The sequence below is a fragment of the Aquamicrobium terrae genome (assembly GCF_040545735.1).
GTDB lineage: Bacteria > Pseudomonadota > Alphaproteobacteria > Rhizobiales > Rhizobiaceae > Mesorhizobium > Mesorhizobium terrae_A.
In genome coordinates, this window is sequence record NZ_JBEPML010000012.1 from 28,234 (window position 1) to 45,820 (window position 17,587).

17 protein-coding genes and 1 pseudogene are annotated in these 17,587 nt (G+C 60.8%); 11 read left to right on the forward strand and 7 right to left on the reverse strand.

All coding sequences use genetic code 11. From position 1 onward, the window contains the following. The first annotated feature begins 36 nt into the window (after positions 1-36). A complete protein-coding gene (locus ABID37_RS16840; RefSeq protein WP_354196844.1) occupies positions 37-768 on the forward strand; it encodes a response regulator in 732 nt (243 codons plus the stop codon). Between the two features lie 19 nt (positions 769-787). On the opposite strand, the gene ABID37_RS16845 is transcribed toward ABID37_RS16840, so the two are convergent. From ABID37_RS16845 to ABID37_RS16865, 5 genes are all read right to left on the reverse strand, one after another. Next, on the reverse strand, positions 788-1,213 hold the full coding sequence (locus tag ABID37_RS16845; RefSeq protein WP_354196846.1) for a YybH family protein: 426 nt from the start codon (positions 1,211-1,213) through the stop codon (positions 788-790). 483 nt (positions 1,214-1,696) lie between these two features. After that, on the reverse strand, positions 1,697-2,779 hold the full coding sequence (locus ABID37_RS16850; RefSeq protein WP_354196848.1) for a methyltransferase: 1,083 nt from the start codon (positions 2,777-2,779) through the stop codon (positions 1,697-1,699). Positions 2,780-3,542: 763 nt separating this feature from the next. After that, positions 3,543-4,649 carry an alpha/beta hydrolase gene (locus ABID37_RS16855; protein ID WP_354196850.1) on the reverse strand — a complete coding sequence of 369 codons (1,107 nt, stop codon included), beginning with the start codon at positions 4,647-4,649 and terminating at the stop codon, positions 3,543-3,545. 46 nt (positions 4,650-4,695) lie between these two features. Further along, complete coding sequence (locus tag ABID37_RS16860; protein ID WP_435521576.1) at positions 4,696-5,169, reverse strand: cyclophilin-like fold protein; 474 nt, start codon at positions 5,167-5,169, stop codon at positions 4,696-4,698. 24 nt (positions 5,170-5,193) lie between these two features. Then, positions 5,194-6,375: an MFS transporter gene (locus tag ABID37_RS16865; RefSeq protein ID WP_354196854.1), complete on the reverse strand. Its 1,182-nt coding sequence runs from the start codon at positions 6,373-6,375 to the stop codon at positions 5,194-5,196. A gap of 131 nt (positions 6,376-6,506) precedes the next feature. Here ABID37_RS16865 and ABID37_RS16870 point away from each other — a divergent pair, with 131 nt between their 5' ends. The 4 genes and pseudogenes from ABID37_RS16870 to ABID37_RS16885 all read left to right on the forward strand — a co-directional run bounded on the left by ABID37_RS16870 (position 6,507) and on the right by ABID37_RS16885 (position 9,389). Beyond that, positions 6,507-7,400, forward strand: a complete 894-nt coding sequence (locus ABID37_RS16870; RefSeq protein WP_354196856.1) for a LysR family transcriptional regulator — start codon at positions 6,507-6,509, stop codon at positions 7,398-7,400. A gap of 161 nt (positions 7,401-7,561) precedes the next feature. After that, the gene (locus ABID37_RS16875) at positions 7,562-8,470 is read left to right on the forward strand and encodes a tyrosine-type recombinase/integrase (RefSeq protein ID WP_354196858.1); all 909 of its coding nucleotides are present in this window, start codon (positions 7,562-7,564) and stop codon (positions 8,468-8,470) included. A 55-nt stretch (positions 8,471-8,525) separates the two neighbouring features. After that, a pseudogene (locus ABID37_RS26245) lies at positions 8,526-8,744 on the forward strand (transposase); the annotation flags it as partial. Between the two features lie 384 nt (positions 8,745-9,128). Then, positions 9,129-9,389 carry a BtpA/SgcQ family protein gene (locus ABID37_RS16885; protein WP_354196860.1) on the forward strand — a complete coding sequence of 87 codons (261 nt, stop codon included), beginning with the start codon at positions 9,129-9,131 and terminating at the stop codon, positions 9,387-9,389. Here ABID37_RS16885 and ABID37_RS16890 read toward each other — a convergent pair. Continuing rightward, positions 9,352-10,431 (reverse strand): GlxA family transcriptional regulator, encoded by a 1,080-nt coding sequence (locus ABID37_RS16890; protein WP_354196862.1) that lies wholly within the window; start codon positions 10,429-10,431, stop codon positions 9,352-9,354. The two genes, ABID37_RS16885 and ABID37_RS16890, sit on opposite strands and share 38 nt — an antisense overlap. A 91-nt stretch (positions 10,432-10,522) precedes the next feature. Here ABID37_RS16890 and ABID37_RS16895 point away from each other — a divergent pair, with 91 nt between their 5' ends. From ABID37_RS16895 to ABID37_RS16915, 5 genes are read left to right on the forward strand one after another with little or no spacing between them, the layout of a single operon-like run. Then, on the forward strand, positions 10,523-11,569 hold the full coding sequence (locus ABID37_RS16895) for an ABC transporter substrate-binding protein (RefSeq protein WP_354196864.1): 1,047 nt from the start codon (positions 10,523-10,525) through the stop codon (positions 11,567-11,569). A gap of 29 nt (positions 11,570-11,598) precedes the next feature. Then, complete coding sequence (locus ABID37_RS16900) at positions 11,599-12,666, forward strand: ABC transporter ATP-binding protein (RefSeq protein ID WP_354196866.1); 1,068 nt, start codon at positions 11,599-11,601, stop codon at positions 12,664-12,666. Next, complete coding sequence (locus ABID37_RS16905; RefSeq protein WP_354196869.1) at positions 12,663-13,496, forward strand: ABC transporter permease; 834 nt, start codon at positions 12,663-12,665, stop codon at positions 13,494-13,496. The genes ABID37_RS16900 and ABID37_RS16905 overlap by 4 nt, the downstream gene beginning before the upstream one ends. 1 nt (position 13,497) lies before the next feature. Then, positions 13,498-14,286: an ABC transporter permease gene (locus ABID37_RS16910; protein WP_354196871.1), complete on the forward strand. Its 789-nt coding sequence runs from the start codon at positions 13,498-13,500 to the stop codon at positions 14,284-14,286. Positions 14,287-14,322: 36 nt separating this feature from the next. Then, positions 14,323-15,336 carry a proline racemase family protein gene (locus ABID37_RS16915; protein WP_354196873.1) on the forward strand — a complete coding sequence of 338 codons (1,014 nt, stop codon included), beginning with the start codon at positions 14,323-14,325 and terminating at the stop codon, positions 15,334-15,336. A 62-nt stretch (positions 15,337-15,398) separates the two neighbouring features. Here the strand turns inward: ABID37_RS16915 and ABID37_RS16920 are convergent, their stop codons facing one another. Continuing rightward, positions 15,399-16,427 (reverse strand): LysR substrate-binding domain-containing protein, encoded by a 1,029-nt coding sequence (locus ABID37_RS16920; protein WP_354196875.1) that lies wholly within the window; start codon positions 16,425-16,427, stop codon positions 15,399-15,401. A gap of 79 nt (positions 16,428-16,506) precedes the next feature. Here ABID37_RS16920 and ABID37_RS16925 point away from each other — a divergent pair, with 79 nt between their 5' ends. Beyond that, entirely contained in the window at positions 16,507-17,541 is a 1,035-nt protein-coding gene (locus ABID37_RS16925; RefSeq protein WP_354196877.1) for an ABC transporter substrate-binding protein, read from the forward strand. Positions 17,542-17,587: the final 46 nt, after the last annotated feature.

Sequence of the window (17,587 nt, forward strand, 5' to 3'; positions counted from 1 at the left end):
TGGTAAGAAGCGGCACGAGCGCTCGGAGCAATCATCATGACCTCCCCAGCAGCGAACCACGTGCTGATCGTCGATGACGACCCGGACATGCGCAGCATGCTCGCCGAGTACCTGGAAGGCGAAAATTTCACCGTCAGCGCGGTGGCTGACGGACAGGCCATGGCCTCCGTGCTGCAGGAAAAACCGGTCGACCTGATCATCCTCGACATGAAGCTCGCAGGCGAGGACGGGCTCGATCTGATGCGCCGCCTCGGCAGTCCTCCCGAAGCCCCGATCATCGTCGTCACCGGCCATCGCCGCGAGGAAACCGACAGAATCGTCGGGCTCGAACTCGGAGCCGATGACTATCTGACAAAGCCCTTCAGCCCTCGCGAACTGCTGGCGCGCATAAGAGCCGTGCTGCGTCGTTCCGTTGCCGCCCAGCAGCGCCTGCGCAGCAAGGGAAACCGGATTCGCTTTCGGTTCGCCGGCTGGCATCTGGACATGCGGATGCGCCGACTCGTTTCTCCAGAGGGGAAGCCGGTGCCGCTGACCGCAGGCGAGCTCAATCTGTTGATGGCATTCCTGCGTTCTCCGCAGCAGATGCTCACCCGAGACCAATTGCTGAGCGCCAGCCGCGTGCACGATGAGGAGGTTTTTGACCGCAGCATCGACGTACAGATTCTGCGTTTACGCCGCAAGCTGGAGCAGGATCCCAGCGACCCGAAGCTGATCGTCACAGAGCGTGGAGCAGGCTACTTGTTCACAGCTCCCGTAACAATCTCCTAGCGAGGTGGACGGCCTGCCACTATTCCGTCGGTGGGGGTTCGGCGACGGCCCAGTCGGGGTCAGCGCCGGACGGATGATCGATGAAGAACACCCAGGTACCGTCCGCCAATCTGCGGTGCACTTCCATCCCGTGATGGTGTACTTCGATTGGATTTCCGTCCCGGTCCTTGCCTCTGATGAGCCACTGCGACCGGGTCATAGCGAAGTCACCGGAGACGGTCGTATGATGCGTGGCGACGTCCATGTGGGGCTTCAGGCCAATATAGGCCGCCATCGTTTCGCGGATCGCTTCAGCGCCGCGCGCGGTTGTGGTTCCGCCGTGCACCTGATCGACGCGAACAATCGAGGCGTCCGGGTGGTACATGGCGGCGGCTGCTTCGACGTCCTGTGCGTTGAACGCGCGGGCAAGCCATAGATTGCAAAGTTCGGGTGATGGAGCGCCCATTTGCTGCCTCCGTTTCGTCTGCCAATCATCTTCGGGTTCAGCCCAGGCGCGCGTCGAGCTCGTTCGAGCGGCGCTTAAAGCAAGGGTTCGCCCGTACGACATCATTTGCGCCCAAAAAGCGATCCTTCATCGTCGGTTATCAGCTTTCGAATTCAGTTCGCTACTTCATCGACATCAGGTTCGTGATCAGGCCTGGCTTGACTTCAAGTATTGGCTCGGGAACTTCGGAACGACCGATATCTCTCAGCTGTTCGGGGGACAAATACGCGGTTGCTCGACGTCTTGTGATGGTCCGTTGCCAGGTCTTGAGACCCTGGATTACAGTTGCTGTGATTTTCAGCATGAACCCAGGCGGGCGTACTCTCGACGACTGACGGTTGCTGCGGGTTTCGGTGTGAGGCATTTCGGCCTTCTAATGCTCCAGATCAGTGACATATTGTCGGAAGTGAACGGCAGAGTGCCTATTCCACTCCGGTTTACACCTTACGGCTTGCGACCGATCACGGCGCCGTTCACCGCCGGCGCGTCGAACCAGATCGTCTCAATCTGGCGGAAGCCGGCCTCCTCGAGCCACGCCGAATATTCGGCCGGCGTGTAGTTTCGTCCTCCTTCCGTCTCGATAAGCATGTTGAGGCTCATTAGCGCTGCCGGCACTGGCCCGCTCTTTTCGTTATCAACGAGAAGCTCGCTGATGACGACTGCGCCGCCACTCGGCAAAGTCTTGAAGGAGCGGCCGAGCAGGGCGCGGTTCTTTGCCTCGTCCCAGTCGTGCAGGATCATTGACAGGAGATGCACGTCATGCCCTTCCGGAAGACCATCGAAGAAGCTGCCGCCGACGGTATCCACGCGGTCGGTCAGGCCGACCTCGGCAATCTTGCCTGCGGCGATCTCGGCGACATACGGCAGGTCGAATACGGTCGCGCGCAGGTCCCCATACTGTTTGCAAAGCTCGATGTCATACGCGCCCGATCCGCCGCCGATATCTAGAAGGCGCCGGAAATGACTGAGATCCACGGCTTCGCCGAGCTTGCGCGCACTCATTGTGGACATCGAATGCATCGCTTCCCAAAAGAGCGCCAGCATCATCGGATCCTCACCTTCGAACAGCGAGGATTGGGCTGCCGGATCCCACGTGGTTGGCCGATTGGCGCGCAACGCTTCGGTAAGTTTGCCCCAGCCCGCGTAGAGCCGCTTATCGGCCATCTGCACGAAGCCACCGAAGTAGTACGGCTTGCCGCGCACGAGATAGGTTTCGCTTAAGGACGTATTGCGATAACGGCCGTCCGTTTTCTCCAGAAGGCCGAGTGCGGCGCAGCCCGTCAGCAGCATCTCGGCCGGACGTGGGTGCAAGGCGAGAGCCTCCGCAAGTTCGGCGATCGTGGTGCCTGCCCCACCGGAGAGGTGGTCGAACAGATGGAGGTCGTGCGCAGAGGCCAAGGTCTTGAAGGCCCAGAAGCCGGTTGAAAGCGCCATCAGCGGGACGGCGGAGGGAAGCTCCGACGTGGCAATCGGCTGGACGTTCGCATGCTTGGCCGGACGCGCTGTCCATGAAAGCTGACTGGTCATGATCACCTCTCTTTCACAGCATGCCACAACCGCAATCGGCTGGCTCGTGGCCACCTATTCGGTGTGGGCTGTGGCTTCTGTCTGCTCAGGTGCGAATCTGGCGGCGCGGGGTTGCGCCACGATTTCAGGAGTAGAAAATTTGGTTACAGTTGAAACTCATGTCATTTCGCCGGAGCCGGCTGGCTTTCTCGATTGTGCCGGCAAGCGCTTACGCTACCCATTTGGGGAACGAGATCTCATCGTTTGCCCGACCGTACAATCTTTTGGCGCAAAATCGCGCAAACGAACCGTTTTCAACCCTCACGAGAGGTTCCCATCGCGGGCAGAAACAACCGCTCAGGGTTGTCTGGGACCTTCCTCGAATCCCTCTGACAATGCCTATAACTATAGGCGGAGGCGACTGCTTCCGGCTCTACCGAACAGCTGTGCGTCTGAGGCAGTGAGGCATATTACATCCGCAATGGCCGTGCCGAATGGCTAGTTCCTTCGATCGGTTCGCGAAAGCTGTCGGTTAGCAATTCGAGAACTTGACCTGATTGCGGCCAGTTCGGATTCGGCCCCCACTCTGTGTTTGTCGGAAGTGAACGAACGGCAGGTTTCGGGCGGTGGCAAAAGCACTCCGAACGGCGACAAAGAAGTCGATTCTAGACTGGCGACTCCCTCGAGGTGGCGACCAATAAGCGGCCGCTTGCTTACCATCGGCAGCGTGTTTCCCCAACCAATCGCGGCGCCTGTACCCGTAGGCACAAGCGCCGCCGGCGACTTATGCAGCGAGGTGCTGGTTGAAGAAGCTGGTCAACTTGTCGAACGGGATCTTGTCCATCTGGTCATAAAGATCCACGTGGCTGGCACCTGGAATGATCATCAATTCCTTCGGCTCCCTTGCCGCCGCGTAGGCGGTTTCGCTGAAATAGCGCGAGTGGGCGTTCTCGCCGTGGATGAACAGGACGGGGCGCGGAGAGATCTCCGCGATGTAGGTCAGGATCGGCAGGTTCATGAAAGGCAGCGGCGTTGTCTGGGTCCATGCGTTACCCGAGTTGACCGCCCGCTTATGGTATCCGCGCGGCGTCATGTAGTAGTCGTGGTAGTCGACCAGGAACTGCGCCTCGCCACCCTTCAACTCGTTGTAGGGCGGCTGGTAGGCCGGACTTCCGTTCGCCGCGTCTTCCCAACGCTGCCGGCTCAGTTGCTCCAGCGTCTGCGTGCGCTGTTCGAGGGTCACACTGTCATTGTAGCCCTTCGACATGACGCGGGTCATGTCGTACATGGTGCTGGCCACGACAGCCTTGACGCGCTTGTCGACAGCCACGGCGCTCAACGCCATGCCGCCCCAGCCGCAGATGCCGATAACGCCAATGCGCTCGCGGTCGACGGAGTTGTGCAGGCCAAGATAGTCGACGCCGGCCATGAAATCCTCGGTGCTGGTGTCGGGCGAGGCAACATTGCGGGGTTCACCGCCGCTTTCGCCGGTATAAGACGGATCGAAGGCCAGCGTGACGAAGCCGCGCTCGGCCATGGTCTGCGCATAGAGACCCGATGACTGCTCCTTCACGGCGCCGAACGGACCGCTCACGACAATGGCCGGCAGGCGGTTGTGGGCACGGTCCTTCGGCAGATAGAGATCGCCCGACAGTGTGATGCCGTAGCGGTTCTTGAACGTGACCTTTTCGTGGTCGACGTTCTCGCTTTGGGGGAAAACCTTGTCCCATTCCTGTGTCATATTTTGAGCCTTTGCGTTGGAACTAGAGAAAAATGACGCCACGCCGATGGCAGCAACGCCCACCCCGGTCAGCTTGAGCAGGTTACGGCGGCCCGTATCGGGCACCTCCCGATTTTCGACGGCGTTTCCAGGTTTGATACTCTCAGTCATGGCAGGGTCTCCTAGCGGTTTTCGGTAAGCGATCGGGCGCAGCACGTCAGGACAGCGCTTCAACGCGGAGAGGAAATTCGCCGCGCAAGAGAAGTGGCGCCGGCCCCCCGTCGAGCCGTCCAAGTCGGATCAGGCCGCGTGACCAGCGATAAGGGTCGTGGAACATGGCCAGATTGCCCCAGGGCGCGTAGTAGCAGAGGTCACCGACCGCCTCGTTGCCGAAGCGGCCGCTGCCTTCCTCGGTGAGCTTGCGCGGCAGGTGGGCGATCTTCTCGTTGGTCGAATAGTCGCTGATCGTCAGGTCCAGCGGCAGTATCGAGAAGAGGTTGCGGGCGGACGGATTGTCCTCCAGCGTTGCCGTGAAGTCCTGATCCGCGAAGGTCAGTCTGAGGCGCATGGCGTTTCCTTCCTGAGCTTGAGCCGAGCTGTTCTGAGCACGGCTAGTCGCGGGAGCGAGAATACTGCCGGCCATGGCCACCAGGACTCTGCGGCGTGAAAACCGAATGGGATGATTTGTCATTTCGAACCTCCGTTCGTGGAGCTTCTATGCGGACTTCAGCATGTGCTGCCCGTTTCCAATCAACATGAACGCGACCACGGCCAGAACCACGCTGCCGATGAAGGTCGCCTGGATGGAAATGCCGTCGAGCAGCAGTCCACCCACCACCGCGCCGAGCAGGATCGAGGCCTGGATCACCGCGACCATCAGGCTTCCGGCGGCTTCGGGAGCATCATCCGCGTTCTGTGACATCCAGGTCATCCAGATGACGGAGAACATGGTGTTCATCGCGCCCCAGATTGCCATGAACAAGCCCGTTGCGGCGACCGAGAAGCCGAGCACCAGCAGGCCCACCGTGGCCCCGCCCATCACCAGAGCCGGCAGCTTCAGGAAGGGCGCGACGTTACCCTTGATGAAACGCCCCGCCGCCCACGTGCCGACGAAGCCCGCGCAGCCGAGGAGAAGCAGGAGGACCGACAGCATGGTCACATCCACGCCCGTCACCTGCTCCAGGAACGGACGCAGATAGGTGAACATGGTGAAGGCCGAGCCCCAGGAGAGCATGCACGCCGCCAGACCGCGCAGGAAGTAGGGGCGTTTCAGCAGGCCGAACATCGCCCGGAAATCCTGCTTCTGGTGAGCCGGCAGCGGCGGCAGCGCGACCACATGCCAGATGAGGTTGACGGCGACGATGGGCGTCAGCGCCCAGAACACCTCGCGCCAGCCGAACAGGCCGCCGAGATAGCTGCCGGCCGGCGCGGCAAAGGCCGCTGCGATGGCTTGCCCACCATACATCACGGCAAGCGCGCGCGGCACGTCGCTTTGAGGAACCAGTCGCATGATCACGGCGGTCGCCAGCGCCCAGAAGCCGCCAATGCAAATGCCGAGTAGAGCGCGGCCGGTCATCAACACGGCGAAGTTCGGCGCTGCCGCGACGAGAACCAGCGATAGCAGCAGGAACGCCGTCATTGTGACCAGAACCCATTTTCGGTTCCACGTCCCGGCGACAGTGGTGACGAGCAGGCTCGCGGCAACAGCGAACAGCCCGCTGATCGAAATCGCCTGTCCGGTCTGGCCTTCGGTCGCGCCGAGCCCTTTGGCCATTGGCGTCAGCAGGCTGACCGGCATGAATTCCGAGGCGATCAGCATCGCCACGCACAGCGCCATCGACAGCACGGCGCCCCAGGCGGCCGGCTTGCTGCCGGCATTTTTCGCGACGGAAACCATTATCCGCTTGCTCCGATGTGCTGAGTTCAGACGGGATATAGCCGATCTGCGCTGAGACGATTACCCGTCACAATTTGATTGGATCAATCGATGACATCGAATAATCTCCATGCGGTCTCAAAGGAAACCCGATGGAGAAGACGGATTTCAACCAGCTAACCTGGTTCAGGATCGTTGCCGAGGAGCGCAGCTTCACCAAGGCGGCGGCAAGGATAGGCGTCGCGCAATCGACCCTCAGTTACGCGATCAAGCAACTCGAAACCCGGATGGGCATCCGCCTTCTGACCCGCACCACCAGGAATGTTGCAACGACGCCGGCGGGCGAAAGGCTATTGCAGACGATCACGCCGCGAATGGCCGAAATCGAAGAAGAGATCGCGGCGCTGACGGCATTGCGTGACAAGCCGTCAGGCTCGATCAGGCTGACACTGTCTGATCATGCGCTGGAAAGCGTGGTCTGGCCGAAGCTGAAGCCGGTGCTCAGGGAGTATCCAGACATCAATGTGGAGCTCATTCTCGACAGCACGTTCCGCAATATCGTCGATGAGGGATTCGATGCTGGCGTCCGATTGGGTGAGAGCGTCGAGAAGGATATGATAGCGGTCCGGATCGGCCCGGACTGGCGGCTGGTCGCGGTAGCGTCACCCGACTATCTTGCCAGACATGGCATGCCGGAGCATCCGCAGGATTTGGTCAAGCACGTCTGCATCAACATGCGCCATGAGACCGCCGGTGGCCTGTATGCATGGGAGTTCGAGAAAGGTGGCCAGGAGTTGCGCGTCCGCGTGAACGGTCAACTCACGTTCAACAACTCCTACGCCATGATTGACGCCGCGGTAAACGGCTACGGCATCGCCTATGTGCCGGAGAACATCGTGGAGCGGCACATCGCTTTGGGCGAACTCGTCCAGGTTCTTGGCGACTGGTCACCCTTCTTCGACGGCTATTTCCTCTATTATCCCAGCCGTCGCCAGAATCTTCCCGCGTTCAAGGTGATCATCGGCGCTCTGCGGCATCGCGGATAGAAAGGTACATCGTAACGCTTTGGGGTGGAAGAACGAACCCGCTCGCGCGGGATGGGCGGCGGCTTCGTGGTACGCGGTCTGATACAAGCGCGATGGGCTGATTGAGCGTCGCCCTGTGCGGACGGAAGATTCTGGCTCCTTTCACCGAACGGAGCCTTGTGATGAACACCCGATCTATTCCCGCCGCATCGGTCAGCCCTCTGCGCCAGCGCCTGATCGACGACATGAAGCTGCGCCGGTTCTCGGCCGAGACGCAGCGCAACTATCTTCGCGACATTGGCCGCCTGGCATCATTTTTGAGGAGGTCGCCCGACACGGCGACCGTTGATGAGCTGCATCGCTTCCAGATGGCCCAACAGGAAGCCGGCCTCGGCGTGCCGACGATGAACGCCATCGTTTCGGCGCTGTGCTTCTTCTTCGTTCATACGATTGACCGACCTGATCTCGCCCGTAAGCTGGTCCGGCTGCGTTGTCCCCGTAGCCTGCCTGACGTCCTGAGCCTGGACGAAGTGCGCCGCCTGCTCGGCGCCACGGTCTGCCTCAAACACCTGGCGGCGTTGTCGGTCGCCTATGGCGCGGGCCTTCGTGTCGCCGAGGTCGCAGCGCTGAAGGTCGCCCATGTCGATTCCACCCGCATGCTGCTGCGCATCGAGCGCGGCAAGGGCGGGCGCGATCGCAACGCCATGCTGTCCGCCGATCTTCTGGCCCTGCTGCGGCAGTGGGGGCTCGAGGGCCACCGGCAAGGCGTTCTTCATCGCGAGGGTTGGCTGTTCCCCGGCCAGAGCTGGACCCGACCGATCTCGACGCGACAGCTTCACCGCATCGTAGTGGAGGCGGCGCGGGCAGCCGACATCCCGAAGCGGGTCGGTCCCCACACGCTGCGCCATTCCTTCGCCACCCATCTTCTGGAGGACGGCGTCGACATTCGGGTCATCCAGGTTCTCCTGGGGCACGCCAAGCTGGACACCACGGCGCTCTACGCCAAGGTCGCCACGCGCACGGTGCGTGCCGTCGTCAGCCCGCTCGACCGGCTCGCCCTGTTCCACGGCGACGAGGCTTCGTCCGGCTGAGACGATGCGGGCCTCGATCGAGGTCGCCGACATCTTCCGCTTCGCCGGACCCGCCTATCGCCGCGAAGGCACTGCCCGCCATCGCACCCTGACGCTCGAGGCCGGAGAGTTCATTCGACGCTTCCTTCTCCACACCTTGCCGCGCGGCTTTCATCGCATCCGGCACTACGGTTTCCTCACCGGACCCAACCGCAAGGCGGGTCTCGAGCACATTCGTGAGCTCCTCGGAGCGCCGCCCATATCGCACCCCGGCGCGGCGGAGCCAGAAGCGCCGACTGCCGCGCTCCTGGCGCAACCCGAAGTGTTCGCCATGATCCGGCATGGCACGATCAAACCGCCCGCCCGGGACGATGTGCTCAGGGCAAGAAGCATCCGCGTGCCGAACACCGGCGTCGGCTTCGTATACCACACCAGAAGATGCCTTTGGGCGTCGTCCAGCCCAGCGTCAGAGCTTCAACCTCCGTATCGCGGCACAAGATCGGCGGAAATCGCGAGCGGCCGCCTCGTAATCCGGCACGGCCGTCAGCCGCAAACCCCATAGCACACCGCCTGCCATCCCGCGGGTTCGGTCTTCCGCGACTTTCGTACGCCTCGCGGCGCCCGAAACTCTTCAGGGAAGCGGACTGTCTGCTTTTTACACCGGCGTGCGCATGCAAGCGTGGCTGACATCCTCAAGATTGCGAACGGATGTATTGTCGGGTCATCGCTCAAAATCGATGGCGATACCTGGAAGGCGGTCGATCCCGAGCGAGCTAAGGAATTCATGGCAATTGTGAAGAAAGCGCGCGCCGCCTGGTCAAGGTCATTCCAAGCACCGCTCGCCTCCGCTCGGTCCTTGATCGGCCAATCAAAGATCGGCCCACTTCTCGGCGATCAGCAAATCAAGCATACAAGGGACGAGAACCGCTCGCGGACGTAGCAGCCTCGCCGCCCAGACCTTTTCGGAAACTGCGCGGCGAGGTCCCGAATAATGATTTGAAGTCGCGTGAGAGGTGGGCGCTATCGGCGAAGCCGGTATCAATGGCGATCTCGGTGATTGAGCGCCTGCTGTTCTTGATCAACCAACGGGCATATTCGAGACGGAGCTGGCGCTGGAAGGCTGCGGGGCTCTGTCCCAGGCACCCTGAAAAAAGGCGCTCAAGCTGGCGCGTGCTCACTCCTACATACCGAGCGACCGCCGCGACGGGTGGAGGGTTATCGAGTCTTTGCTCAATGAACTGGGCTGCTTGCTTGACGCGAACATCCAGGTTTCCAGTGAGCTCTGCATAAAAATGCGCCTGCGGCATTTCCGGCGGCCGGATGTCCTGAAGCATCATGTGGCGCATTGCCTGCTGAGCCTTGTCGCGCCCGCAGTGTCGCGCAACCAGATAGAGACCAAGGTCGATCGCTGCTGTCGATCCCGCACATGTGATTAGATCGCCTTCATCGATAAAAAGCCTTTCGACGCTGGCATTGACGTTCGGAAAGCGATCCTTGAAGGCATCCATCACATTCCAGTGGATGCAGACCCGGCGTTTCCCGACAAGTCCAGCCTTTGCGATCATGAAGGTGCCGGTACAGATCCCGAGAAGACGTACGCTGCTCGCCGCTGCCCGGCGCAAATAATGCAGCAACTGCGCGGGCGGCGCATCGTTGAGATAGTCGTTGCCGCCGCATACTGCGATGTAGTCGAAGCCGGTCGGATCCAGCAATGGTGAATTGGGCTGCATCGCGGCGCCACAACTGGAAAATCTGGGCCCGCCATCGAGTGACATCACCGTCCACGCAGCGTGGACCTGCCGACTGCGACCGCCGTGGTCGGCGGCCAGTCGCAGTACGTCGATGATCCCAGAGAACGCAGCGAGTGTGAACTGATCGAGCAGCACGAAGCCGATGCGCAGGCGCGGAGCCTGTGGATGTGCGCCGTTGGCATCGGTGTCTGCTTGGCTGTGGCTCGGTTTTGGCATGTCGCGATTATTCAAGTTTGAGGCTGCGATATTCTAGCAGTTTTTCCGCTCTCAGCGAATAATCCCCGCAGAAAACGCGAAAAGCGCATTTAGGGAGGAAACGAGCATGACCCGTCTGGTTCGTCTGGCATTGGGCGCGCTTTGCGCCACCATCGCATTCACCGCACCGTCCGTAGCTCAACAACCCGCATCGATCACGATTGCCTGGTATGGCGGCAATTGGGGCGATGCCTTCAAGGCGTGTGTGGCGGACCCATTCACCAAATCGACCGGCATCGCTGTTACCCCCGAGATCGGCACGTCGACTGTGACCTTGTCAAAACTGCAGCAGCAGAAGGATGCGCCAACGATCGATGTCGCATGGATGGATGGCGGCATCAGCGAACTCGCGCTGGCAGCGGGGGTGACCGACAATCTCGACGCCACCGCAATTCCGAACCTTGCCAACGTGCTTCCGGAAGCAATCTACAAGAGTGGGTCAACGACGTACGCGGTGGGAACGGGCTATTATTCGCTCGGCATCGCCTACAACACGCAGCAGGTGGAGACGCCTCCCACGTCCTGGAACGATCTGTGGAAGCCAGAATTTGAGGATGCGGTCACCATCCCGTCCCCCGCCAATTCCTCCGGCGTGCCATTTGTGATGTTCCTGTCGAAGATCTGGAACGTGCCGACGAGCGATCTGTCCGCGACATTCAAGAAAATCAAGGAATTGAAGACCGCGTTGTTCTTTGATTCGTCGGGTGCCGCCACCAATGCTTACCAGAGCGGGGAAGCGATCATCGGTGCGCATTTCAACGTCGGAGCCTGGGATCTGGCCGACAAGGGCCTGCCCATCGCCTTCGTCGTGCCGAAGGAAGGTGTATGGGCGACGGATGCGCGCCTGCACCTCGTGAAGGGCACGCAGAAGAAGGAGGCTGCCCAGAAGTTCATCAATCAGGCGCTCACTCCGGAAGCATCCGCCTGCTTAGCCGAAAAGCTCTATCTCGGCCCCTCGTTGAAGGATGTCAGCGTAAAGCCGGAGGCGGCACGCAAGCTGCCCTGGGCTGAGAATGGCTCAGTGAAGAACCTGCAGCTCTTCGACTGGAACGAGATCAACGGTCGGCGCGCCAGCATTGTGGACACCTGGAATCGCGAGATCGCGCGCAAATAGTCCCTGAGGATCGAAAGGACAGGTGTGTCATGACCACTTCGATTCTCTCTGCGAATGGCCTGTCCAAAAGCTTCGGCGGACATGCGGCACTCGCCGATATCGATCTCCAGGTGGAGCAGGGTGAGTTCATCGCCTTGCTCGGCCCCTCCGGCTGCGGCAAGACCACGCTGTTGCGTTGCATTGCCGGCTTTCTGAAGCCCGATGCCGGATCGATCAGCATTGCTGGCGAGGACGTCACCGCATTGGCGCCCTATCACAGGCCGCTCAACACCGTCTTCCAGAACTATGCGCTCTTTCCGCATATGAGCGTGGTTGAAAACGTCGCATATGGACCAAGGCGAAAGGGGGCTCCCCGCGCGGAGGCGATGCGACGGGCCGAGGAAGCACTCGACCTCGTCGGGCTTACCGGCTTTGCAGATCGCATGCCTGCTCGCCTATCGGGTGGGCAACAGCAGCGCGTCGCGCTGGCGCGTGCGATCGTCAATCGGCCCAAGCTTTTGCTGCTCGACGAGCCGCTCAGCGCACTTGATCTGAAATTGCGCAAGAAGGTTCAGCGCGAGCTCAAGCAGCTTCAGGAAAAACTGGGTATTGCCTTTCTGTTTGTCACGCACGATCAGGAGGAGGCCATGAGCATGGCAGACCGCATCGTGCTGATGAACCGGGGCAAGATCGAGCAGATCGGACGGGGCCCCGATATTTATCGTAAGCCTGCAACGCGTTTTGCTGCCGATTTTATCGGCGAGGCCAACTTGCTGCCGGTCAAGCGTGCCGGGGAGGGCGGATTCACTTTGTTCGATGGCGCCGTCTCCATCACGAACGGTTCCGCCCCTCACGCAGCCAAGCTGCTGGGCATTGTGCGTCCCGAGGATGTCGCCATTGTCACGGATCAGGCACTGACAGGGTTCGTTACAGTGCTGGCCTCGGTCGAGGACATCGTCCATATCGGGAGCCACGGGTTTGTGACGCTGCGCACGAACGGTTGCATCCTGATCTCACGCACCACTCCGGACACGATTTCGAAGCTCGTACTTGGCGCTACCGTGCATGCCGGCTTTCGCTCGACCGACGTCCATATCATCGCGGAGCAGGCGCCATGACCGCCAGCTGGCGCACTGTCGCGCAACTTGCCGGACTCCCGGCTCTGTTTTTCGCGGCATTCTTCATCGCTCCGATGATGGTCGTGTTGATCGCCAGTTTCACCACTCCGGAAGGCGCTCCGACGCTTGCAAACTACTTCCGCATCCTGTTCGACAGTTATCACTGGGACGTACTTTGGGTGACGTTCCGCATCGGTGCCTTGACGACGATCGTCGCCGTCCTGATCGGGTATCCACTTGCTTGGTATCTGGTGCGCATCGTGAATTGGGCGCCATGGCGGCGCGCCTGCGTCATCCTGCTGGTCGTGCCGCTGTTCACCAGCAACATCGTCCGATCGTTCGGCTGGATGGTGCTGCTCGGGCGCAACGGCCTGGTCAACGACACGCTTGTCAGCAGCGGTCTGATCGAGCGACCCATGCGATTCCTGGGTACCGAGCTGGGCATCCTGATCGGCCTCGTCTACATCCTGCTTCCCTTCATCGTACTGGCTGTGGGCAATGCGCTGGCCAAGGTCGATCCCGCGCTCGAGCAAGCCTCGGCCGACCTCGGTGCGAAACCGTTCGAGACCTTCTGGACTGTCACCTTTCCTCTGAGCCTTCCCGGTTTGATGGCCGGCGCGATCATGGTCTTCATGCTCGCCGTCAGTGCCTATGTCACGCCAGCGCTCCTCAGCGGCGGACACATTACCGTCTTCTCCATGCTTATTTTCCAGCAATACAGCTCGGTGTTCGACTTCCACTACGGCGGTGCGCTCGGCATCACCATGCTGGTGCTGACACTCGCGCTCGTCGCGATCGCCGGTCGGATCGGCGAGCGGAGGAGCGTCTGATATGGTCGCGCACGCCATCCGTCTTGTATCCTGGGCTGCCCTGGCCTTCTTGCTCCTGCCACTGGTGGTGTTGGTCGGGGCATCGCTCACGGCAACCAGCTATCTCGCGTTCCCCCCGCAAGGCCTGACGCTTGCGTGGTACGGTCAAATGCTGGGCGACCCTTCGTATGTCTCGGCCTTTGCGACGAGCACGGTGCTTGCTGCGGTCGCGACACTCGTCGCGGTTCTGTTTGCAGTCTCCGCGGCGCTGGCGATTGCCCGCTATTCGTTCCCCGGACGACGCCCGCTGTCCGAGATCCTGATGTCACCGCTGATCCTGCCGCATGTCGTGCTTGGAGCTGCACTCCTGCAGTATGGCAGCGCGATCGGGCTTGTGCGCAGCTTCTCCGCGCTCCTGGTCGGGCATGTGGTGATTATCCTGCCCTTTGTGTTGCGCACGGTGCTGCCCCAGCTCACCGAGGATCAACGCAGCCTCGAGGAGGCATCCGCAGATCTCGGCGGACGTCCGCTCACAACCTTCTTCCTCGTCACGCTGCCGCAAATCCGCAGCGGACTCGTCAGTGGCGCGATTTTTGCGTTCATATCGTCCTGGATCAATGTCGAGCTCAGCATCTTCAACACGACGGCCGAGCTGACGACCATCCCGGTCAAGCTGTTCAACTACGTCCAGTACACGATCGACCCAACGATCGCGGCAGTGTCAGGCCTGACCGTCGTCGTCGCCGCCGTCGTCATCGTGCTGCTCGACCTCACCATCGGTCTCGACGTTCTGTCCGAACGTCGCCGCTGATCCCCACTGCCCGCACAACCATCAAGGAGCCTCGCCATGCGCCAGCAGAATGTCTTCGACGTCGTCTACACCCACACCGAGGGCGAGCCCCTCTGCATCATCCATAGCGGGATTCCGTATCCGGCCGGCTCCAGCATCCTGGAGAAGCGTCGCTTCCTTGAGGAGCATTACGACTGGCTGCGCTGCGCGCTGATGCGCGAGCCGCGTGGACATAAGGACATGTTCGGCGTGTTCCTGACGCCGCCGTCCAGCCCCGAATACGATGCCGGGCTGATCTATATCGACGGGACACAATATTCGCACATGTGCGGGCACGGCACGATCGCCGTCGGCATGGCTATGGTCGCGCTCGGCCTCGTCCGGCGCGGCGAGAACGGTCGCACCACCATCCGCTTCGAGACCACTGCAGGGCTGGTGACGGCCGAGGTTGCCAACGAAGGGCCCGATGTCCTCTGGACTCGCTTCGAGAACGTGCCGGCTTACGTCGCGGCCCAGGATGTTCCGTTCGAATTGCCGGGCGTAGGTTCGCTCAAGGCGGATATCGTCTGGGGCGGGAACTATTTCGGGATTATCGATTTGCGCGGCACCTCGCTCAAGATCTCGCCTGAGAACGGATCGGAGCTTTCGCGCCTCGGTATCATCGCCCGCGAGCAGCTCCGCGAGAAGGTGGCGATCCAACACCCGGCCTCGGCACACATCAACAACTTCAACTTCGTCACCTTCTGGCACGAGCCGACGATCGAGGGCGCCTTGTACAAGAATGTGCATGTCTTCTCCGCGGGTCAGCTTGATCGTTCGCCCGGCGGAACCGGCACTAGCGCCATGATGGCGATGTACGAGGCACGCGGAGAGCTGAAGCTCCACCAGCCGATCCAGTCGGAGGGTCTCCTGGGATCGGGAACCTTCGAGGGTTGCCTGATTGGCGAGACGAGCCTCAACGGCACCCGTGCGGTGCGGCCGACCGTCAAGGGGACAGCCGGTCTCCTCGGCACAGCCCGCTGGGTCATCAACCGCGACGATCCTGTCGACGCGGGTTTTCTTGTTGCCTGAGCACGACGGATATCTGATCACCGGCTGGCCCCGCCCTCTTGGCGGGGTCAGTTGCTTTGGGGTTAATCGCCAGGGTGGGGCTGGTCGGCGGCGAAGGCCAGGTCCTGTCCCGAAAGATAGTTTTTTGCGAGCCAGCTGTAGAATGCCCTGGATGGCTCCTTTGAAAGAGCGCCTTTCGGGGTGAGCAATGAAAATCGCTGATGACCGGACGCGAATTCCGGTCGTGCGATAGTGAGCCGATTGGTTACGATCAGGTCGTCGATGATAGGACGCCAGCCGAGCGCTACGCCCCTGCCAGCCATCGCAGCTTCCAGCACCAGCGCATAGTCTGCAAACCGGACTTCTCGTTCGATGGCCACATGGCTAAGCCCGTTCGCCGCGAACCAGTCGTCCCAGTTGATCCGGGGGCGTACCCGCTCCTCGTAGTGGATAAGGGTCGCCTGAGACAGTTCCTCCAGGGTCTGGAACGGCCCATGCTTGCTGAGGAATTCAGGGCTGCAAACGGCTATGACCTTTTCTGACCAAAGTGCTTTCTGATCGTATTCCGGGTGGCTTTGCGATCCAAACACGATGTTGAGGTCAACGCCTTCGGCATAGAGGTCGATATCTCGATCCACGGTCTGGATCCACAGACGTAAATCGGGAATGGCCGTTCTGATCTCGGGAATTCGTGGCAGTAGCCAATAGCGCGCCATTGATGTAGAAACCGCAACCAGAAGAGCATCCTGTCGCGCCTTCGGGCTGCTCGCAATTGACCCTATGGCGGCCCGGGTCAGCGTGATGCACTGTTCGGCACAAAGCAAGAGCTGTTCGCCCTCGCGCGTCAGGCCAAGAGTCGGTCTCGTCCGGTAGAAGAGCTTTCGCCCGAGCATGTCTTCGATCTTTCGGATCGCATGGCTGATGGCGGATTGGGTCAGGTTCAGCTCTTCGGCGGCGCGCGAAAAATTGCCGAGCCGAGCGACCGTCTCAAAAATCACGAAGTTCGTAAGCACCGATCTCACGACCGAGCTGTTCAGTGGCTGGACCATGATGCGGTTCGCTCTTTCTGCCGATTTCAGGCACTGACAATTGATACTATGAATCAGATTCATGCAATCGCGAGTTCTTGGCGTTTGCATATTGCTGGTCCAAAGGCGCATTTTACGCCGGGGAATAGGAAGGAGAATGAAAATGAAGCATAGACTCGGCGTTCTTCTCGCGGCCGCATCGGCAATAGTTATGACGGCGCGCCTCGCGCACGCCCAGGAAGCCATGACGATCGCGGTGCCGGGCGCAAACTGGGGCGAAGCCTTCGACAGCTGCGTCATCAAGCCGTTTGCTGCCGAGAACCAAGTGACCTATCGGCTGGAATTCGGCAACTCGACCACGTCGTTTTCCAAGCTGCAGCAACAGCGCGCCAATCCAGTTATCGACGTCGCGTGGATGGACGGCGGCATCAGCGAGCTCGCCAATGCCGACGGTCTGGTTGAGACCCTCGATCCCAAGCGCATCCCGAATCTCGCGAACCTGCTGCCGCAGGCGGTTGCCGAGAAGGACGGGAAGCAGTTTGCCGCCAGCGTCGGCTTCTACTCCCTCGGTATCGTCTACAACACCAAGGACGTTACGACGCCACCGACATCCTGGAATGACCTATGGGATCCGAAATACCAGGACGAGGTCATCATACCGGCGCCCGCGAACGCCGCTGGTGTTCCCTTTATCCTTTTTCTCGACCGCATCTGGAATACGTCGCCAGATCTCACCAAGACCTTCGCCAAGCTGAAGGAGCTGAAGGCGGCGATGTATTTCGACACGTCTGGAAACGCGAGCAACGCGTTTCAGCGTGGAGAGGCGGTTGTCGGCGCGAACTTCAACGTGTCTGCCTGGGATCTTGCGGACAAGGGACTGCCGATTGCCTTTACGACGCCCAAGGAAGGGTTCTGGGCCAATGATGGACGTATCCACCTCGTCAAGGACAGTAAACACCGCGAGTTGGCGGAAAAGCTGATCAATTCGGCTCTCACGCCCGCAGCGTCTACCTGCCTGGCCGACAAGCTCTATCTCGGCCCCTCGGTCAAGGGCGTGACCATCTCGGAAAAGACCGCTCCGAAGATGCCCTGGGGAGCGAAAGGTTCGATCGACAGCCTCGTCCAGATCAAATGGGACGACATCAACGCCCAACGATCCGCCATCACCGATCTCTGGAACAGAGAGATCGCGCGCTGAACGCTGGCTCTCATGGCGGATGTCGGCCTAGCGCATCCGCCCGAGC